At 39.8% G+C, this 16,765-nt stretch carries 18 protein-coding genes; 8 read left to right on the top strand and 10 right to left on the bottom strand.

The window, feature by feature from the left end; all coding sequences use genetic code 11:
- The first annotated feature begins 2 nt into the window (after positions 1-2).
- Positions 3-734: an MlaA family lipoprotein gene (locus V7783_RS01220; protein WP_335677175.1), complete on the top strand. Its 732-nt coding sequence runs from the start codon at positions 3-5 to the stop codon at positions 732-734.
- Positions 735-809: 75 nt separating this feature from the next.
- Here V7783_RS01220 and V7783_RS01215 read toward each other — a convergent pair whose 3' ends face one another.
- On the bottom strand, positions 810-2,030 hold the full coding sequence (locus V7783_RS01215) for an EAL and HDOD domain-containing protein (RefSeq protein ID WP_335677174.1): 1,221 nt from the start codon (positions 2,028-2,030) through the stop codon (positions 810-812).
- A gap of 388 nt (positions 2,031-2,418) precedes the next feature.
- Here V7783_RS01215 and putP point away from each other — a divergent pair, with 388 nt between their 5' ends.
- Positions 2,419-3,933 carry a sodium/proline symporter PutP gene (gene putP, locus V7783_RS01210; protein WP_335677173.1) on the top strand — a complete coding sequence of 505 codons (1,515 nt, stop codon included), beginning with the start codon at positions 2,419-2,421 and terminating at the stop codon, positions 3,931-3,933.
- 51 nt (positions 3,934-3,984) lie between these two features.
- Here the strand turns inward: putP and V7783_RS01205 are convergent, their stop codons facing one another.
- Positions 3,985-4,308, bottom strand: coding sequence for a YebG family protein (locus V7783_RS01205; RefSeq protein WP_335677172.1), 324 nt, complete (start codon positions 4,306-4,308; stop codon positions 3,985-3,987).
- Between the two features lie 263 nt (positions 4,309-4,571).
- Here V7783_RS01205 and V7783_RS01200 point away from each other — a divergent pair, with 263 nt between their 5' ends.
- Complete coding sequence (locus V7783_RS01200) at positions 4,572-4,868, top strand: ComEA family DNA-binding protein (protein WP_335677171.1); 297 nt, start codon at positions 4,572-4,574, stop codon at positions 4,866-4,868.
- Between the two features lie 42 nt (positions 4,869-4,910).
- Here the strand turns inward: V7783_RS01200 and V7783_RS01195 are convergent, their stop codons facing one another.
- The 3 genes from V7783_RS01195 to V7783_RS01185 form a co-directional block, all read right to left on the bottom strand.
- Positions 4,911-5,213, bottom strand: coding sequence for a DUF6170 family protein (locus V7783_RS01195; protein ID WP_335677170.1), 303 nt, complete (start codon positions 5,211-5,213; stop codon positions 4,911-4,913).
- Positions 5,213-5,725, bottom strand: a complete 513-nt coding sequence (gene dsbB, locus V7783_RS01190; RefSeq protein ID WP_335677169.1) for a disulfide bond formation protein DsbB — start codon at positions 5,723-5,725, stop codon at positions 5,213-5,215. Before dsbB ends, V7783_RS01195 begins: the two co-directional genes overlap by 1 nt.
- Positions 5,726-5,881: 156 nt before the next feature.
- Positions 5,882-7,822 (bottom strand): hypothetical protein, encoded by a 1,941-nt coding sequence (locus tag V7783_RS01185; protein ID WP_335677168.1) that lies wholly within the window; start codon positions 7,820-7,822, stop codon positions 5,882-5,884.
- 193 nt (positions 7,823-8,015) lie between these two features.
- Here V7783_RS01185 and fadR point away from each other — a divergent pair, with 193 nt between their 5' ends.
- Entirely contained in the window at positions 8,016-8,729 is a 714-nt protein-coding gene (fadR, locus tag V7783_RS01180; protein WP_064666576.1) for a fatty acid metabolism transcriptional regulator FadR, read from the top strand.
- Positions 8,730-8,962: 233 nt separating this feature from the next.
- The gene (locus tag V7783_RS01175) at positions 8,963-9,568 is read left to right on the top strand and encodes a peroxiredoxin C (protein WP_192540924.1); all 606 of its coding nucleotides are present in this window, start codon (positions 8,963-8,965) and stop codon (positions 9,566-9,568) included.
- 64 nt (positions 9,569-9,632) lie between these two features.
- On the opposite strand, the gene V7783_RS01170 is transcribed toward V7783_RS01175, so the two are convergent.
- Positions 9,633-12,230 (bottom strand): TonB-dependent receptor, encoded by a 2,598-nt coding sequence (locus V7783_RS01170; RefSeq protein ID WP_335677167.1) that lies wholly within the window; start codon positions 12,228-12,230, stop codon positions 9,633-9,635.
- A gap of 179 nt (positions 12,231-12,409) precedes the next feature.
- A complete protein-coding gene (gene smpB, locus V7783_RS01165) occupies positions 12,410-12,889 on the bottom strand; it encodes an SsrA-binding protein SmpB (RefSeq protein WP_064666579.1) in 480 nt (159 codons plus the stop codon).
- 145 nt (positions 12,890-13,034) lie between these two features.
- On the opposite strand from smpB, the gene V7783_RS01160 reads away from it, so the two are divergent.
- Positions 13,035-13,475: a type II toxin-antitoxin system RatA family toxin gene (locus tag V7783_RS01160; protein WP_335677166.1), complete on the top strand. Its 441-nt coding sequence runs from the start codon at positions 13,035-13,037 to the stop codon at positions 13,473-13,475.
- Entirely contained in the window at positions 13,472-13,801 is a 330-nt protein-coding gene (locus V7783_RS01155) for an RnfH family protein (protein WP_335677165.1), read from the top strand. Before V7783_RS01160 ends, V7783_RS01155 begins: the two co-directional genes overlap by 4 nt.
- 62 nt (positions 13,802-13,863) lie before the next feature.
- On the opposite strand, the gene V7783_RS01150 is transcribed toward V7783_RS01155, so the two are convergent.
- Complete coding sequence (locus V7783_RS01150) at positions 13,864-14,223, bottom strand: outer membrane protein assembly factor BamE (RefSeq protein ID WP_335677164.1); 360 nt, start codon at positions 14,221-14,223, stop codon at positions 13,864-13,866.
- Between the two features lie 119 nt (positions 14,224-14,342).
- Between V7783_RS01150 and V7783_RS01145 the strand changes: the two genes are divergently transcribed.
- The gene (locus V7783_RS01145; protein ID WP_335677163.1) at positions 14,343-14,663 is read left to right on the top strand and encodes a GIY-YIG nuclease family protein; all 321 of its coding nucleotides are present in this window, start codon (positions 14,343-14,345) and stop codon (positions 14,661-14,663) included.
- On the opposite strand, the gene V7783_RS01140 is transcribed toward V7783_RS01145, so the two are convergent.
- Complete coding sequence (locus tag V7783_RS01140; protein ID WP_335677162.1) at positions 14,653-15,297, bottom strand: M28 family peptidase; 645 nt, start codon at positions 15,295-15,297, stop codon at positions 14,653-14,655. The two genes, V7783_RS01145 and V7783_RS01140, sit on opposite strands and share 11 nt — an antisense overlap.
- A 250-nt stretch (positions 15,298-15,547) precedes the next feature.
- Complete coding sequence (locus V7783_RS01135) at positions 15,548-16,747, bottom strand: tetratricopeptide repeat protein (protein WP_335677161.1); 1,200 nt, start codon at positions 16,745-16,747, stop codon at positions 15,548-15,550.
- Positions 16,748-16,765 lie beyond the last annotated feature (18 nt).

Below are 16,765 nucleotides of genomic sequence, written 5' to 3'. Positions count from 1 at the left end.
AGATGTTAAGACAGAGTTTTGTTTTATTGGGTTTACTTGTGCTTGCAGGATGCGCGCAAGTTCCTGATGAAAAAATAGATGAGCGGGACCCACTACAATCCTTTAACCGTCCAATGTATGACTTTAATATGGATGTGCTGGATGCGTATGTGTTGCGTCCTGTTGCGGTTGGTTATGTTGCCGTTACGCCAACGCCAGTGCGTCGTAGTGTTGTCAATTTTACTGATAACATCAGCGCGCCAACCGATGTCATTAATGCTACTTTACAAGGTAAGGCGGGTAATGCAGGAATTAGTATTGCGCGGTTTTTAGTTAATTCAACGGTGGGTATTTTTGGCTTGTTTGATGTTGCTACATCACTTGGTTTAAATATTGTTGATGAAGACTTTGGCCAAACTCTAGGGGTATGGGGAATTGGCGATGGTGCTTATTTAATGCTACCTGGTATGGGCCCTACAACGGCACGTAGCCTAACCGGTGATGTGGTTGATAATTTTGTACTGCCGGAGATTGCCTTAACAACGCCACAGACTGTGCTCGTTTTTGTGCTCAAAGCCGTTGAAGCACGTGCTTCATTAATTCCGCAAGAAAGCTTATTAAATGAATCACTTGATCCGTATATTTTTATGAAAGATATTTATTTTCAACGTCAACTCTATGAACTACATGACGGTAATCCACCGATTGAAAAAGAGCCCGAAGACTTCGATGAGGATTTCTTAGAAAGTCTTTAATATTATTTTTCAGGTTACATAAAAATGCCAGCATTTAAGCTGGCATTTTTATTTTAAAAAAGTAAGCAGGGGTTATCAACTAAGTACTTTCATTTGCTCATTCGCCCAATGGACTGCGTCATGGTAGGCATCAGGTACTTTTTCTGCAGCTAATCCTAACTCATCTTTAATTGCATTCGCGCCTTGCCAGTTAGCTTGCTCATACTGTTTGACTAAGCGCAAATACTGCGCCAGCAAACCTTCGTCATCAACTAATGCTAACTTGATGTCATTTGATAATGGCAGTTTATTCATGACACTTGCCATATCTTCATCAAGTATGGCATCCATTAATGACATCATGCCGGTTAGAAAAGCCATCCCGGTATCTTTGAGTTTATTATGGTTAATAGCCAGCAATTCAGTAAAACGCGCTCTGGTTAAGGAAAGTCGTATTAATTCAGCCGGTTTATCACCTGCAACTTGAGCGGCAAACAATAACGATAAAAACTTTTTAATTTCCTCAGCACCTAACACTATAAGCGCTTGCTTGATGGTGCTGATCTCGGCTCTGCGTTTAAATGCTGCTGAATTGCTGTATCGTAATAATTTATAAGAAAGGTTTACATCCCGCTCAAATACTTCGGTAATTTTCTTTAAATTAACCTCAACAGCAGATGTCTCATAAAGTAGCTCAGCTAAGGCGATTTCTGATGGCGGCAGGGTTTTACTTTGTACCATTTCTGGTTTTGAAAAGAAAAATCCTTGAAAGTAAGCAAACCCAAGATCTAAAGCTAATTGGTACTTTTCGTAGGTTTCTACTTTTTCAGCTAATAACTTTATATGCGGATAAGGTTTAACTTCTTCAATGATGGTATGAATTGTATCCAAGTCACAACTAAGAAAGTCTATTTTTATAATATCAATAAAAGGATAAAAATGACGCCACACAGGCTGATGAATATAATCATCCAACGCTAATGTGTAGCCTTTTTCTTTTAGCTCTTTGACGATTGCTAATAAGCGCTTACCAGGTTGAATTGTTTCGAGTATCTCAACAACAATTTGATCTTTACCCAGCAGTGTTGGGTAGCCTTTTTGCAACGTTTCCAGGGTAAAGTTGATATAGGCTGGTTTGTTATCGGTGAGATCTTCTAACCCAAAATTAAATTGACTGCCTTCAATTAATCGCGTGGTTGCCTCATCACCATCAATATCTGGGAATACATTATCAACGCCGTCACGAAAGAGTAACTCATAACCTACAAGTTCTTTGTTTCGGTCTAAAATTGGTTGGCGTGCAGCATAAAAATACATAAACAATGGATCCACATCAGTTAAACGAGTACTTGGGCAATATAAGTTAAAACAACATAAATAGCATTAACTATATTTGCAATATAAATACTAAAGTATTGATTATTTGAGAAATCATTGATCTAATCCTAGGGCAATTAAGCATTAATTACCATATTCAAATGTGAAATTGTTTTCAACGCGTAAAACCAACTTTACCTCGAACAGTTGTTTGGATATCACAGTAATTGGAGTTATTTACCCTTGGCATGATATAGTCAACTTCTAGGATGGTTTTTACACCAATAATGACTTTGTATCATATTGATTTAATACTGGTTTGTGAGTCATTATTAGGATTAAAAGCCAGATTTTAACTTCAGAGTTGGAGGCGAATTTGGAAACTGGAATGATTATTTCTTTAGCAGCGTATTTTATCGTAATGCTAGGTATTGGCTTATATGCATATAAGCAGTCTACAGCCGACGTATCTGGTTATATGTTGGGTGGAAGAAGTTTATCTCCAGCAGTTGCGGCATTATCTGCCGGCGCATCAGACATGAGTGGTTGGTTGCTGATGGGGTTACCTGGTGCGATGTATCTATTTGGTTTAAGCAAAGTATGGATTGCAATTGGTTTAGTGCTAGGCGCTTGGGCTAATTACTTTTTAGTTGCACCACGACTGCGTGTTTATACTGAAAAAGCAAACGATTCAATTACCATCCCTGATTATTTTGCTAACCGTTTTGCTGATAATAAAAATATATTACGGGTGATCTCGGCAATTGTAATTATTGTGTTCTTTACACTTTATACCTCATCGGGCGTCGTTGCCGGTGGTAAATTATTCGAAAACTCGTTCCAAATGAGTTATGAAACTGGGTTATACGTTACTACGGGAGTTGTTGTACTGTATACCTTGTTTGGTGGCTTCTTAGCTGTGAGTTTGACTGACTTTGTGCAGGGCTGCATTATGTTTATCTCCTTGCTAGCGGTCCCAGTTGTAACATACATGATGTTAGATCAACCGGTTATGGATACATTGGCGAACGCACGTTATGATCTTTTATTGAGTTCACCCAAAGAGAGTGAGATCCATGCACTTAACATGCTTGACTGGTTTGCCGGTGGTTCTACCATCGCGATTATTTCTGCAATGGCATGGGGTTTAGGTTATTTTGGGCAACCGCATATTATCGTTCGTTTTATGTCAGTACGATCTGTTAAAGATATGCCAACTATGCGTCGTATTGGTATGTCGTGGATGACACTTTCAGCAATTGGTGCAGTACTAACTGGGTTATTTGGCGCCGCATATATGATTGAAAACCAAATGCTGATTGACGATAAAGAAACAATCTTTTTAGTATTATCTGAACTAGTATTCCATCCGTTAATTGCAGGCTTTTTACTTGCTGCTATTTTAGCTGCGATTATGAGTACTATTTCGTCTCAGCTATTAGTATGCTCAAGCTCGCTAACTGAAGACTTTTACAAAATCTATTTAAATCGCAGTGCCTCACAAACTGAATTGGTTTTAGTCGGTCGAATTAGCGTATTGCTAGTGGCATTATTTGCTATTTACTTAGCGTATGATCGCGATAGTTCGATTTTAGATTTAGTTAGTAATGCATGGGCTGGTTTTGGTGCTGCATTTGGCCCATTAGTATTGCTTAGCTTGTATTGGAAACGAATGAATCTTCAAGGTGCGATAAGTGGTATGGTTGTCGGTGCTGGTACTGTGTTGGTGTGGATCTATGCGCCAATTACTATTAATGGTGAGACGCTCAGTAGTCTCATTTATGAAATTATACCTGGCTTTATTTTATCAAGTATCGCAATTGTAGTGGTGAGCTTATCAACACCACCTCCGAGTAAAGAGATCACGCAGTTATTTGATGAAGTTGAGGGCTCATTGAGCTAACAGAAAAAAAGGAGCTTTAATAAGCTCCTTTTCTATTTTATAAGTAGGCTATCAGCTCGCTGCTTTGTCAGTGCTTGCTTTTAAATCTGCAACGCTCTCTGCTGTTTTCTTGGTTTTAGCAGGTGCAGCTTTAGCTGGGGCAACGTCTTTAGCGCCTTTAAGTACATTGATAAAGTCGTCTTTACTTTTAGCGATCTCAAGTGCAAGCGATTCAATTTGTTGCTCACTTAAAGGGACATCCACTTTTTCTAGCATCATTTCGAGTGACTCTGCTATATCAAGCATTTTGTCATACGCATCAGCTTCTTTTTTAGTAGTAAACGTCATACGCTCGACTCCGTTTCTTTCTACAACATATTTAACAACAACAGCCATGATTTCTCCTGCCAATTTGCTTGGTGAATAACATGTTCACCTTGATTGATTACTGTTTTTATGTACAGTAATTGTTTGTTGGCCTTTTTGCAAGTTAACATTTTTATTTTTTTACTATCGGTACATTGACAAAGAGGTACAAGTTTACTTTATTTAAATAGTCGCACTTTTTTAGTATGGCTTTATTTGGATGTAGTCCAAAAGTGAGGGCGTTTAAATCAACTATTAACTGAGTCCACGTATGGATATCATGGAGGAGAAACATGAAGTTTTTAACTTTAATAGTAGTAGTGTTTGGTCTTGCTATTTCATTGCCCAGTAATGCAGCTGTAACTAAAGTGGCGGCGACTGAAAGTGCAGGGAAAAACCAGCTAGTAAATGTAAATCAAGCAACAGTCGAGCAACTTAGCCAACTACCTGGTATTGGTAAATCAAAAGCACAAGCGATCGTTGATTATCGCACTAAACAAGGTAAATTTAAGTCTATTGCTGATTTGGCGCAGGTGAAAGGAATTGGCGATAAGCTCGTTGCTAAACTAGAAGGGAAAGTTAAATTTTAAGTAGTTAAATATTAATTAGTTAAACATTAAGAACAGGGCGAATTATTCGCCCTGTGTAAACTCTTCAATTGCTTGCTGTAAATGACCTTTAGCAAACATGATTTCTACTGGCGTAGTCAGCAAAGGGTAAGCTATACCGGTGATCAATAATGCAGGTAACAGTGACCAACCTTCAAAATAGGCTAAAGATAAAAATACAGGGGTCAATAAAAGTAACTTTAAAATACGCAAACTGATTTTTTGCATCGGCGTTAAGCGACTTAAAGCTAAGGCAATAATTTGCTGACGTTGGCGTATTTTAAATGGTTTTAATGGCGTCACTTGGCTTGAAAAAAATGTCATCATCACAGTGACTTTTTAATGATTAAGCGGCTTGCGACAACGCTTATTAGTACTAATGTAAATGCACCAAAAATTACTTCCATCCAAGCGGGCATACTTAAACCAGCAAACTGCCAATCAATATTGCCGCAGTCACCGGTGGCGGCGAAGAACTGTGGTATCCATTCATGTAATGGCACGGGGAAGTTTGGCTCAAACTCACAGCTAAAGGCAAATGGATCCGTAGTGGTTTGCATCTCAATATGTTGACGAGCAATAAAATAGCCCCAAACACTAGCAATAGCCCAGCTCAATAAAGCAGTAACACGGATCACCATGTTAGTGGGGTTGATTGCGCCAATAATGCCTGCAATCAGTAGACCTAGCATCGCGGTTCGCTGATAAATACACATAATGCATGGCTCTAAGCCCATTTGATATTGGAAAAATAAAGCAACTGCTTCAAATGTAAATGCAGTTAATGCCAATAAAACCCAAGGTGTGCGTTGTTGCGCTAAATTTGCTAACCAATTCATAGTATTTCCAAATATTAAAATCAGGTTGGGATTATGACTTAGTACTTAATCAAGGCGCAAGGGGGAAAGCACAGATGATAACTGAAATTGACTTAGTTATTGAATAAAATCGGGTACAATGAAGCGGGTATAAACTTTATACCCGCAGGTCAGTAATTAAAGCACAGGTAACGTTATTTTTCCCGTAATTACTTCATTACTACCCTTTATTACATACTCATAACCTAAAGTCATGTCATTTTTATTTGACGCAGTATTATCGTCTAGGTTTGATATATTGTAAGAAAAATCAAGTGCATACCATTTACTGTCAGCCAGGTTAGTATATTTATCTATTCTATATGACTCGGTTTCGACTCTTTCATTCAAAGCCGAAGAGACAGTGTAGCGAAGAGTTGCGTTGATATTTCCATCATTTACAGCAGATATCGTATAATTTAGTGGATTGCTGGTTCCATTACTTGTGTAGCTGATTAAATAGAATTTGAGGCTTTCTAGTGTTGTGATCGAGCTGGGTAAATATACATTAGCATTGTTTGACTGGTAAGGGTTTATTGGTGCAATACCAGCGGTGTTTGCTGAGACGATCAGGTTGTCATTTGTTTTACCATTATTATTATCCAACTTGATTTGGCTTATATTAAATTTCTCAGGGTGCTCTACAGTAAAGTTTGTTTGAGTTGAAAAATACTTTATTAAATCGGTATCTTTTTCAATAGCACTGGTAAAACGATATTGATATCTCCCTGAAGGCAAGACTGTAGTTGGTAAACTAGTGATAAAACTATCATTGAATGTAAGAGCTGTCTTTATAGGTAACTCAACATCCCCTACGGTGATTTGGGTAACGCCAGGCTCAACGAAATCTGCATCAGAGTCATTACCGCGGGTTACGTTAATTTGCTCTAAGCTAACTAACTTTATACTGTCTTCAACTAGCTTAACTGGCGTATCCATGAATACATAGTAGCCTTGCGTTTTGGTATCTATATCAGCATTTATTATTCTCAATTGCGGATTGGAATTGCTTTCCTTTAGTTGTGAGACTAAAGAAAACACTCCGTTCTCAAGCGGGTAAAAACCATTTAAATTATTATTATAATTTCCTTGAACCGACACACCATCATTAAAAGCAGTTAGGGTTATTTTATTGCTTGTGTAATTTGTACCTTCTGAATCAACATAGCTAGGTAGCACCAAGCTCATGCTGGCAGTTCCTTTATATTCAAATACATATTCATTTGAAGAACTGTCAAAGGTCGGTGTAATTGGTTTCGATAGTTGAGTATATGCAGCAACATTTAGGTCATTTATAGTGTTACCTAATGTATCAATAATACTGAGACGAACAGAAAACTCGGCATTTTCAGCTGTTTTAACTACGTATATACCACTGCCATTACTCAACTCATCAGTATATATACGATTCACATCACTTGGTTGTTGGGTCAAGCTGTAGTCATCTATAGCATCATTATCGATGTCAAAATCGATTACTAATTCTTTATTAAATCCAGCAATTTTAGCTATAGAATACATACCTGTTTGTTCATTGTATGTTGAACGAATAAAGTGCTCATTGCGCTCTTGCCAATCATAGTAACTTTCAAGACTCGTAGAAATTGAGTAATTAAACTCCAAGCCCGGAACAGGTTCATTTGTTCCACTTTGTAGCACTTCAAATTCAATCAACTCTGAATCAGCAACCAACAGTGCGCCTAATTGGCGAATTCCGTAGCTAGTATTTCCGTAAAAAGCTCGTTCTTGAAATGAGTTGTCTGCACTTGAAACTAATAAAGTGAAATCAGCAGCCGCTGGCAAATCGAGTAGTTCGAAAAGACCATTAGTCGTATCGGTTATTTCGCTCCAGGTATTACCTATTTTTATAGATATTTGTGCATTTTCGACAGTGTCGTTAGTTAGTAGGTGCTTAATAGAGCCAGTAAGAGTGGCAGTTTGCATCGCTTCAGCTGTATTATTGTTTTGATTTTCAATTGCTGCAACAAGGTCGTCATTACTATTGTTTTCTACTTCAAGGCAGCCAGACACTAAAAAGCAAGAAGATATCGCCAAAGCGATAGTTGAGTGTTTAAACATGTAAACTCCGTTTATTTTTTTATTCCCCCAAATCGGGGGCATGATCCTATATGACATTTAGATTCCATGCACCACTTTGTTCAAAAAAATATAGCTTCGCAATTACTTTACTTGTTAGTTTTGCTTCATCTGGTACAATCAGTCGGTTAATCGTTTTTAAGTGAAGTAATGTGATAACTCGAGTGGGAATTGAATGAGAATTTTTAAAGCGAAAAGTCCAGCTGGATTTGCAGAAGAGTATATTGTTGAGTCAATTTGGAATGGGGATTTCCCTCCAGGTTCTATACTCCCTGCTGAGCGCGAGTTATCAGAATTAATAGGTGTTACACGCACTACACTACGTGAAGTATTACAACGTCTAGCACGTGATGGCTGGCTAACCATTCAACATGGCAAGCCGACACGCGTAAATAACTTTTGGGAAACGTCAGGACTTAATATTCTTGAAACATTAGCCCGTCTTGATGAAGACAAAATGCCGGAGCTGACAGATCAGTTGCTCTCTGCTCGTACCAACATTAGCGCCATTTATACTCGTGCGGCGATAAAGCTGGCACCAGATCGAGTGATTGAAATCTTATCGCAAAGTGATGAACTTGAAGATAGCGCGCAGGCCTTTGCTGATTACGATTACAAAGTGCACCATGAGTTAGCTGTTGCAGGCAATAATCGTATTTATGTGCTTATTCTAAATGGCTTTAAAGGTTTTTATTCGAAAATTGGCTGTCATTACTTCTCCGATCCGGGCACTCGTCAACTAGCACGTCAGTTTTATAAAGACTTAACTATACTTGCTGAAAAGCGTGAACATGATGGTGCTATTTCAATGATGCGTAAATATGGTCATCAAACAGGTGAAATTTGGCAAAAGATCCGTGGTGATATGCCTGAAAATATTATGGATTAATCATTTTTACTATTTAAAAGCCTGCTCATGCAGGCTTTTTTATTCCCTTTACTTGGTGTTCTGTATTTTCGATGGTAGACATCGGAAAATACGATTGTTCTTTTAAGTCATTACTCTCTAAAATATTTTGACAATTATGCATGCCAGCCCTTGGTATTTTGTTTTTAGATCCCATATTAAAGGCAAGCATTGCGTAAGCAATAAAAAGCAAACTCAAATATTTGGAGAATAAAATGGGTGTATTAGTAGGCCGCCAGGCACCAGACTTTACCGCTGCAGCAGTATTAGGTAACGGCGAGATCGTAGATAGCTACAATCTTCACGAAAAAATCAAAGGTAAAAAAGCGGTAATCTTCTTTTACCCACTAGATTTCACTTTCGTATGTCCTTCTGAACTAATTGCTTTTGACAAGCGTTATGAAGAATTCCAAAAGCGTGGCGTTGAAGTAATTGGTGTTTCAATTGATTCACAATTCTCACACAACGCATGGCGTAACACTGCTGTTGCTGACGGTGGTATTGGCGCAGTTAAATATGCACTAGTTGCAGACGTTAAGCACGAAATCTGTAAAGCATATGACGTTGAGCATCCAGAAGCGGGCGTTGCATTTCGTGGTTCATTCTTAATTGATGAAGAAGGTAATGTACGTCATCAAGTAGTAAATGATTTACCACTAGGTCGTAACATCGACGAAATGCTTCGTATGGTTGACGCTCTAGCGTTCCACAGCGAGCACGGTGAAGTATGTCCTGCTGGTTGGACTGAAGGTAAAAAAGGTATGGACGCAAGCCCAGCAGGCGTTGCTAAATTCCTTTCTGAAAACGAAGGCGACCTATAATTTAGGCCCTAGTTTTTAAATAGAAAACCCGCCAACTGGCGGGTTTTTTTGTTAGCGAGTAAAACTAGAAAGAAAACGACACTTTAGTATAAATATAGCGTCCGCGCGGATTATGCACCGCTGATACATAGCCATATAAATCACTATCGCCATCACCGATAGCGAATGGCGGCTCTTCGTCAAATAAGTTATTTACACCAATCGAAATTTTGGTCGACTCAGTAATACGATAAGCCGTTTGCAAATCAACTAAAACTTGTGAATCAACCATTCTTGATGTGTTGCTATCAAAATCCAGCGTGCCGTCAAAATCAATATCTGGTGTATCTTCAAATTCACCAATATAACTGATATTTACATTAGTATTGAATTCGCCAAGCTCCCAATTAGTTGAAAACATCCAGCGATGTTCAGGGTAACCATATTCACCAGTATAATCGCGGTCGTCTTTTTCAAACTTATCTTGGTATGCCCATTCTAAGTTGAACTTAAGTAAACCTAAATCATCCAATGAGTGGTTATAATTTGCAGAGAAATCAACGCCAGATACTTCTTGCGAAGAGACATTTTCAAAAGTACTGTGAATTTTTTGGATCACCCCTAAACTTTGTCCACCTTGCGGCGGTAGGCGAACGCACACTGTACTATTTTGATTATTACATTCAGCGTCATAAATAGGGCCAAAGGCTTGTTCATCAATTTTGTTATCTTGAGTAATACTCCATACATCAATGCTAAAGCCAAGTTCAGCCATTGGCGCCCAAATAAAGCCAACGTTCCATGATTCAGACTCTTCGGCCTTTAGGTCAGGGTTACCAGCAAATTGAATGTTGTAATCAAGTACATCGCAATCTTCTCCCGTTGCAGCACAGCGATAGCTATCAACAAAAAACTGACTTTCTTCTGAAGGACCTAGGCCAATTTGTGCTAGGGAAGGGGCTCTAAAGCCTTGTGCCCATGAACCGCGAACGGTAATTTCATCGGTAGGAGCCCAGCGCAGTGCTACTTTAGGGTTTGTTGTGGTGCCAAAGTCACTGTAATCATCAAAGCGCCCGGCAAGTTGTAGCTCTAAGCTATCCGCTAATGGAATTGAAAACTCAACATAGGCTGCGTACTGGTCGCGCTCAGCGGCTGCAGAAACAGACTCAGTACCAAAAATTAAACCGCGTTGAAATTGATCATCTGGGATATCGCTGACATCTTCTTCACGGTATTCAATACCAGCAGCCATCATGACAACACTGTCACCAAAGCTAAAAGCCTCGCCGGTAATATTGGCATCAAATGAGGTCATATGAGACTCACCACGGCGTACTAAACTGGTGGTAATACGGTCAATTACCGCTGGATCATTATAAGTGCCGCCAAATGGGTTGTAGTTGCCAGCATCTATTTCTTGCTGTAAAAAATCAGTTCTTACCCAGCCTTGGGTTCTATCACCAGTTTGCATTGATTTACTGCGGCCTTTTTGAACGGCGGCTTCCCAGCTCCAATCGCTAATTTCACCGCGTAGGCCGGCAACAAAACGCAGTGTATCAGATTCAATGTCCCACTGACGGGCACCGGCATCAACAGTTCGGTAACGACCGATCTGAATACCCTGGCCAAAAGGATTGTTCGGGTGACTACCTGGAACAGTTAAACCGGCATCTTCATCTAGCGGTGTAGGTGCACCTGCGGCAATCGAGGTATTATGCTGTACAGCCATTTCCATAAAGGCAGTAATGCCGTTATCAAAGTTATACTCAAATTGCGAAATAGCACCCACTCGCTCAGAAGCAGGAGCAATATAGCCAAATGGTCCATAATCAAATAAGCAGCTGCCGCTAGATGTGGCACTTTCAGCTGGGCAATCCGGATCGATTGTTTTTACGCCGTCAACGTAGAAATAACCTGGGAATCCGCGTGAGGAACGAAAATCTTCTCCCCCATTTGCTGTTTGATCTGCAGTACCTAAGCGACCCATTTCATCTGAAGATAATGAGGTGTTTTTGAAATAGTCAATGATCACTGACGCGCTGCTTTTTTCGTTTGAGGTTCCCCAAACAATACTTGCCGAGGTTTCTTCATAGTTAGGGCCATCAGTGCCGCCATAACCTAAATTCACTTCTAGGCCATCAATATCTTTTTTCAAAATAATATTAACTACACCGGCAACGGCATCGGAACCATAAATTGCAGAGGCACCATCTTTAAGAATATCAATGCGTTCAATAGCAGACACAGGGATGCTGTTAATATCAACAAATGAGTTAGTGATACTCTCAGCAAATGCGCTGATAGCCACTCGACGACCATTAATTAACACAAGCGTTGCATCTGCGCCAAGACCACGCAACGATACTGCCGCAGAGCCATTGGCTGTAGAATCTTGATTGTTGCCGCGGGTAGAAAATGTGCCATTACCGGCAACAGGCATTCTTTCCAGTAACTGTTGTAGGTTGTCATAGCCCATATTATCAATATCGGCGCGACTAATTGATTGTACTGGGGATGGACCTTCAATATCAGTACGTTTTATTCGAGAGCCCGTTACTTCAATACGCTCAACTTTTGTTGCTTCGTCAGCAGCAAATGATTGAGAAGTATAACCCGCTGTTGAAATTGCCAGAGTTACACAAGCGATGAGCTTAGGTTTAAATGGGAGTATTCTGTTCTTCATCCTTAAATCCTTGTTGTCATGATAATTATAAGTGGTACTGAAACCGGTAATATGAATATCATGTAAGTGACTTGTTATCAAACTGTTTTTTTTGTTGTTGTCGATACACTTAGAAGAATTAGGGAGTAGAAATAAAAACGCCTAACTGAGTTAGGCGCTTTTGAGGTTGTTTCGATATATTAAACTTTGTGCTTCATTAACCGTTCTTTTTCGCGAGACCAGTCTTTGTTTTTGCCGTCTTCACGTTTGTCATGCATTTTCTTACCTTTACCTAAGTGAAACTCTAGTTTCACCCAGCATTTTTTCCAATACATGGCAGTGGCGATCAATGAATAGCCGTCGCGCTCAGTTGCACCAACTAAACGGTCCAGCTCGCGTCTGCTTAATAATAACTTGCGATAACGTAATGGATCGCAAATAACATGGGTTGAAGCACTATTGAGTGGCTGTATTTGACTGCCAAGCAAAAACGCTTCGCCATTTTTAAGGTGAATGTACGTTTCAGAGATGTTTACTTTACCAGCTCGGATGCTTTTTACTTCCCAGCCTTGCAGTTCGACACCAGCCTCAAACTTGTCGTGTAAAAAATACTCATGACGCGCCTTTTTATTGAGCGCGATAGTATTACTTGTCGATTTAGATGAATTTTTCTTAGCCATAGTGGCCCATATTATACGTAAAGCTCTGCTTTTTACATCGATTTTTTATTTTTGCCAATAAAAAGTGTCTGTAAATAAAGCGCCAGGAAAGTTTGGGGAAAAACGCAAAGCTTGCTAAAATTCGCCCACACAGTTGGGAGTGAGTATGCCACAAATAGAAAAAAGTGCGCTAGTAATGTATAGCAGCAAAGAAATGTTTGATTTAGTCAATGATGTGGATGCTTATCCTGAATTTTTACCACATTGCTCCGATGCGAAAATTATCGCTCAGCAAGATAATACCATGACCGCCAGTTTAGAAATTTCAAAAGCGGGTATAAAAAAGTGGTTTACGACAGAAAACACCTTTGCAGACGAAAATACCGTGACATTACGTTTAGTGGATGGCCCATTTAAAGCGTTGCAAGGGCGTTGGCATTTTCAGGTGTTGGATGATAATGCCTGTAAAGTGCAGTTACAGCTTGAGTTTGAATTTGCCAATAAGCTGATTGAACTGGCGTTTGGTCGGGTGTTTAACGATGTCGCAAAAAACATGGTGAATGCATTTACACAACGCGCAAAACAAGTATACGGACCAAGATTATGATAAAAGTTGAAGTAGTGTATGCGTTGCCAACAACAGCAACCTGTTTACTGGTTGAGGTGCCTACAGGGACAACGGCTGAAGAGGCGGTGATACAATCTGGTATTCTTGCCAAGTGCCCTGAAATTGACGCTTTAGCGCTCACATTAGGTATTTGGAATCGAACTTGCAAGTTGACTCAGGTGCTTGAGGATGGTGACCGCATTGAGATTTACCGACCTTTAATTGCTGATCCTAAAGATGCAAGACGTAAACGCGCTGAAAAAGCCAAAGACGAAGGCCGCGCAAATAAAATTACCGGTGGGCGACCACTGGATAAAGCGAAATAAGCAAAACAAAAAAGGTTAGCCGCAGCTAACCTTTTTTCTCATAATCGTGAGTGTGTTCGCGATTACTGTTCAAGCGGAGTATTAAACTCGGCTGGTTGTTCGTAGTCACCGCTGATTGATTGCAGTTTTTCATTTTCAAAAACAATGGTCAGTGATTTGCGTTGCTCGTTATCACGGCCAAGGTTGAAAGCATATAAATAGTGCCAAGTGTTTTTATCGAAAGCGTCTTCAGCGACTGGTTTACCTAATACATAAAGCACTTGCTCGCGGGTCATACTGACACGAAGTTTATCAACATCGCTTTGTTCTAAAAAGTTACCTTGTGGGATATTGATACGATAAACCCAACTAGAACAACCTGCGGTTGCACTTAATGTGAGAGCAACGATAAACCAAAGAGAAAAAGTTTTTAACGACTGCATTGTTTGTTTGGATCCTTATTTTTTATAAACTGCATGATACCGATTAGTCACCTAAGGTAAAACCCTTTTAGGCAATTGTTTGTGACTTAATTTTAACTATTGATGTTTGGAGCGTAATTTTGACCTCGCAGTCCGCTAAAAGTTTAACTAACTCTGAAAATAGTACACATATCAATATCTCTATTTGGTCGCTTTATATTGTACAAACACGTTTAGGTCACTGGTATACAGGAATAAGCACGGATGTTGCGAAACGTTTTGCCACACATCAAGCGGGCAAGGGCGCTAAAAACTTAAAAGGTAAAGGGCCATTAACGCTTATTTACCAATGTGAGGTTGGCTCTCGTAGTGAGGCGACTAAACTGGAAATAAAAATTAAACAGCTAAGCAAAGCGCAAAAACGCGAGTTTGTTGCAACTGGTCAGCAGCCTAAAGGCTAGTCATATCAAGCTGGCGGATAAATTGTGCAATATAATTAACTGCTTCAATATATAACGCCTGATCAATATTACTCACTTGATCGGAACTTGTGTGGTGATGTGGGTCATAACCCATGCCAAAATAGATATAAGCAAACCCCGCTTTAGCAAATGCGTAATGATCACTGGCACGGCGCCAATCGATATCTTCGCCCCGGGTTAGTCGGTTCATCATATTGGATGAGCTGGTTACTTTTACTTTGATTAACTCGCTGGAAATATCAGATAATTGGGCTTGTAAAGTACGTCGCTGCGCATTTGATGTAAATGCATACAAGGTTTTTTTCAATCGGCTCACGGCTAACATATCTAAATTAATGTTGAGTATAGTGATGGCGTCGTCAAGGGGTAACTGGCTAACAAAAAACTCAGCGCCATGTAAGCCATTCTCTTCAGCATCGGTGGCAACAAAGCTAAGTTGAAAGGGTGGGGGAGTATCGGTGAATTGTGCGGCTATAAATAATAATGCACTGACGCCACTGGCATTATCATTGGCACCTCCATACATTTTATGACCTTGCTTACCTAAATGATCGTAATGAGCTGTGAGTATCACATGAGCTTTGACGGGGTGTGAGGGCATTAAAGTGGCCACTACATTCTGCCCTGACATTTCAGTAAAAAAACCAGCGGTATAGCTAAACGGTTGTAACCGGCTTTGATAGCCAAGTTGCTGCAAGCGTTGATTAATAAACTCAGCGCTGGCAACGGCATCAGGCGTATTGGTTTTACGGCCATTTAAGGCCGTGGAGCTTAAGTAATTTAAGTCGCTAATGAGTTGCTGGTTTGCATTGTTTGCATAAGCTGTAACAGAAAATAGAATACTCAGGATCAGAATAAATAGCTTAATGGTTATCCACCTTGGCAGTCATTTCACTGAGAGCCTGTAGTTTATTTTGATAACGCTGTTTGTCGTGATCAAAATCAGCGTACTTATTAGCAAAACGCAGTTGCATATATGCTTGCTTAAAATCACCTAATTGATAATAGGTACGTGCTAAACCAAAGTAGCTATCATGGATCTGTCTATCAATAAGTTTGGCTTTGTTAAAGTGTTTAATAGCATCTTGATAGTTTTTAATCAGGTACGCATCGTTACCTAAAGCAACATGATAATATGGATTAGTTTGACGTTTTAAGTCAAGCTTAGTCAAAATCTCATCAGCAAGCTCACCTCGTTCGGTAAGTTGATACAGCAGTGCTAAATTGCCCAGTGCAGTGTTATTGTCAGGGTTTAGTGCTATTGCAAAGTTATAGGCTAGTTCGGCGTTCGCGTATTGTGAATGTAAGCGCAGCAACACCGCTAAGTTCCCCCAAGCACCAGAGTAATTTTCATCGCTTTTTGTAGCTGCTAAAAAGTAGCTGTAGGCTAAGTCGTGCTGCCCATTGAGCATCGCTGTTGCGCCTTTGTTGTTATAAAACATAGCCGTAATTCGTTGTTTGCTGATCGGCGATGTTTTAAATTTTTCACCACGCGAATTTGGATCAAAATCAATGACGAGTGAGTTTTCACTATTATATAGGTAGGTTACACTGCTGCTGGTATTTTTTTCCTGGCGCTGTGTCACAACTAAATTGATATGCCCAGTTAATAAGTTATAGCCGTTACTGACTGCCCAATATTCAGGAATATGCACTGTTTGAAACTGCCCATGCAGGCCTAAATATTCCGCCATACTATAAGCTAAAATCGACAACGATAAACAATTGGCATTTAAATCGCTGTAAGCTTGGTTGGCCGTTAGCGTTGCCCCAGCTTGATATGACAATGAGGCATCACCATTTTCTAGTAAAAAATTTAATAATTTTTTGGTGTTATTTAAGTTACGTTTATTACTTGGGAAGGCTAAATCAAGTTGCTGGGTTATTTTCTCGTCTAATGCGAATATTTCTGCACTATTCTCCACAGGATAAACACTGAAGGCTGGATTATTTGCCACTACGGGCGCAATCAGTGCCGGTTTTTTAGGTGTAGCAGTGCACGCCGATAAACTACACAGCAACAAAATAACGACTAACTTAGCAGGCCACGTTAGTGCTGTCATAATCACACTCCAACTAAA

This window comes from Pseudoalteromonas sp. (genome assembly GCF_036960685.1).
Taxonomy (GTDB): domain Bacteria; phylum Pseudomonadota; class Gammaproteobacteria; order Enterobacterales; family Alteromonadaceae; genus Pseudoalteromonas.
This window is presented reverse-complemented; position numbering and strand designations above follow the sequence as displayed.

Coding starts and splice junctions, on each gene's coding strand:
- V7783_RS01220 (WP_335677175.1), top strand. CDS start 3: ATGTTAAGACAGAGTTTTGTTTTATTGGGTTTACTTGTGCTTGCAGGA.
- V7783_RS01215 (WP_335677174.1), bottom strand. CDS start 2,030: ATGTATTTTTATGCTGCACGCCAACCAATTTTAGACCGAAACAAAGAA.
- putP (WP_335677173.1), top strand. CDS start 2,419: ATGATTATTTCTTTAGCAGCGTATTTTATCGTAATGCTAGGTATTGGC.
- V7783_RS01205 (WP_335677172.1), bottom strand. CDS start 4,308: ATGGCTGTTGTTGTTAAATATGTTGTAGAAAGAAACGGAGTCGAGCGT.
- V7783_RS01200 (WP_335677171.1), top strand. CDS start 4,572: ATGAAGTTTTTAACTTTAATAGTAGTAGTGTTTGGTCTTGCTATTTCA.
- V7783_RS01195 (WP_335677170.1), bottom strand. CDS start 5,213: ATGATGACATTTTTTTCAAGCCAAGTGACGCCATTAAAACCATTTAAA.
- dsbB (WP_335677169.1), bottom strand. CDS start 5,725: ATGAATTGGTTAGCAAATTTAGCGCAACAACGCACACCTTGGGTTTTA.
- V7783_RS01185 (WP_335677168.1), bottom strand. CDS start 7,822: ATGTTTAAACACTCAACTATCGCTTTGGCGATATCTTCTTGCTTTTTA.
- fadR (WP_064666576.1), top strand. CDS start 8,016: ATGAGAATTTTTAAAGCGAAAAGTCCAGCTGGATTTGCAGAAGAGTAT.
- V7783_RS01175 (WP_192540924.1), top strand. CDS start 8,963: ATGGGTGTATTAGTAGGCCGCCAGGCACCAGACTTTACCGCTGCAGCA.
- V7783_RS01170 (WP_335677167.1), bottom strand. CDS start 12,230: ATGAAGAACAGAATACTCCCATTTAAACCTAAGCTCATCGCTTGTGTA.
- smpB (WP_064666579.1), bottom strand. CDS start 12,889: ATGGCTAAGAAAAATTCATCTAAATCGACAAGTAATACTATCGCGCTC.
- V7783_RS01160 (WP_335677166.1), top strand. CDS start 13,035: ATGCCACAAATAGAAAAAAGTGCGCTAGTAATGTATAGCAGCAAAGAA.
- V7783_RS01155 (WP_335677165.1), top strand. CDS start 13,472: ATGATAAAAGTTGAAGTAGTGTATGCGTTGCCAACAACAGCAACCTGT.
- V7783_RS01150 (WP_335677164.1), bottom strand. CDS start 14,223: ATGCAGTCGTTAAAAACTTTTTCTCTTTGGTTTATCGTTGCTCTCACA.
- V7783_RS01135 (WP_335677161.1), bottom strand. CDS start 16,747: ATGACAGCACTAACGTGGCCTGCTAAGTTAGTCGTTATTTTGTTGCTG.